This window comes from Thiocystis violacea (genome assembly GCF_016583565.1).
Lineage (GTDB): Bacteria > Pseudomonadota > Gammaproteobacteria > Chromatiales > Chromatiaceae > Thiorhodococcus > Thiorhodococcus violaceus_A.
Genome location: NZ_NRRF01000178.1, coordinates 1 through 1,886 on the forward strand (window position 1 = coordinate 1; position 1,886 = coordinate 1,886).

The 1,886-nt window shown below is 52.5% G+C and carries 2 protein-coding genes; one reads left to right on the forward strand and one right to left on the reverse strand.

All coding sequences use genetic code 11. The features are described 5' to 3' along the window. Positions 1–636 precede the first annotated feature (636 nt). On the reverse strand, positions 637–1,083 hold the full coding sequence (locus tag CKO23_RS24515; protein WP_200336092.1) for a 4-fold beta flower protein: 447 nt from the start codon (positions 1,081–1,083) through the stop codon (positions 637–639). A gap of 310 nt (positions 1,084–1,393) precedes the next feature. Between CKO23_RS24515 and CKO23_RS24520 the strand changes: the two genes are divergently transcribed. Continuing rightward, the coding region (locus CKO23_RS24520; RefSeq protein ID WP_242482701.1) for a helix-turn-helix domain-containing protein at positions 1,394–1,886 on the forward strand (493 nt) is incomplete at its 3' end.

Consider the following 1,886-nt stretch of genomic DNA (forward strand, 5'->3'; position numbering starts at 1 on the left):
CGACTGAGCCCTCCCAGGTTCCTGGGCGACCCGTGCGTGCATGCCCTGCTCTCAGACCCCGGCGGAGTCTCGGCATCAGGCCAGTACAATGCCGAGACTGTTGCCTTCCGGTGATTGGAATGCGTCGGCTCCGCTGGCATCAGTTTCGGGGCTCTATCACACAGCCTACACGCCCCCTGTGTTCGCTTCGCAGCCGGGATCACTCCCGCACCACGCCACACTCGGTTCCGGTGGATGGCCAATCCTTACCGGCTCGGGACTTTCACCCGGTGGGCCGCAACAAGGAGTTTCCGATTCGCTTATCCGTCCGCTATCTTCCTCTCCTTCCAGGCTTTGCCTGGCGCAACCAACGGATGATCAAGGCCCAAAAAAGCTTGGACTCTGGTCGCGCACCAAATACAAGCTGTAATCCGTCGACCATACCTGATAAATACCCTAAGCAGTGAACTCCTTTGAATTGGTCCATCACTTCAGCATCACTTTTTGGGTTGCAAGCAACAATCAGGTCAGCTGTGTTTTTATAGTTCCCAAATGCTTGAATTGACAAGAAACAAAAGAATAAAGCAAAAACAAAAAGTGGGTATCTTTTACAGAATTATAAATCCTTCATAAACACCTCTGCAACGGGGTTAATGGCTAGTTTCCTGAACCAAAAGAAAGAAATATCTTACAAGGAGTATCTCCGAAAGAATCAAAGAAAGTCGGTCGAAAAGGAGCAAATTCTTTAAATGACTTAAATGGTTTGAACTGTTTAAAAGCCTTAAATGATTCAAATTGAGTTGAGCCTATTGCTTCCTTTACAGCACAAGCAGCGTAACCTTGATGATCCCAAATTACGCCGCGCACAAACCAGCCAAGATGTTTTCCATTAAAACCATATACATGATAACCACCTGCAGAATCATATGATAAATATGCCACAGGTTCTCCCGACCATAAATAAATTGTTGATTCATCATTGAACGCAATATAAGCGACAGCCTCACCATTATACGAATATAGTGAAATTTCATTTGCTTTCGCAAATAACGGATAAAAAGAGAACATTACTGGCAGTAAAATTACCAACAACAGCTTTTTCATGAAATCCTTTTTTACTATAACAGTTGAGTAGACAGAGTGTCGGTCCGCTGGAATAGACGGATTCTGCCTATCTGGGTTCGGGTAGATTCTGTCTATCCCAGACCGCTCTGCCCGTCCGCCGACCTCGGCGGTGGCCAGTCATCCCCCGTCAGCACTGCTTGACAGCGGTTTGTGCCATCTAGTTCGCGGCACAGAGCACGGACTGCTCGGCCGTACTAGTGGTCTAGAGTGAAAGTCCTAATACTGTTTCTGGGCGATCGATGGCATCCTACTCATCTGTCTTGAGTTTCGCCGATGAGTTGATGACACGATGCCACGCTGCACCCCGATTCCCGTTTCCCTCACCGACAAAGAACGTACCCAGTTGGAGGCGTTGGTGCGTCAGCACACCACGGCGCAGCAACTGGCGATCCGAGCCCGAATCATTCTCGCCGCCGACGCCGGCAAGGGGATGCACGAAACGGCCGCCACGTTGCAGGTCAGTCGCTCGTTGGTCCAACGCTGGCGCCGCCGCTGGCGCGAGCGCGCGGATCACCCGGTGCTCGAGCGTCTGAGCGATGAGCCGCGTTCGGGGACACCGCCGACCTTCACCCCCGAGCAGATCTGCGCCATCATCGCCCTGGCGTGCGAGCCTGCGGTCCGCGAAGGGGTGAAGCTGACGCGCTGGACCCATGCGGACTTGGCCGAAGAGGCCAAGGCGCGCGGGATCGTCGAAGACATCTCCGCGCACTCCATCGGACGCTTCTTACGCGAGATCGATCTCAAGCCGCATCGCGTACAGGGCTGGATCAACACCCCGCGCG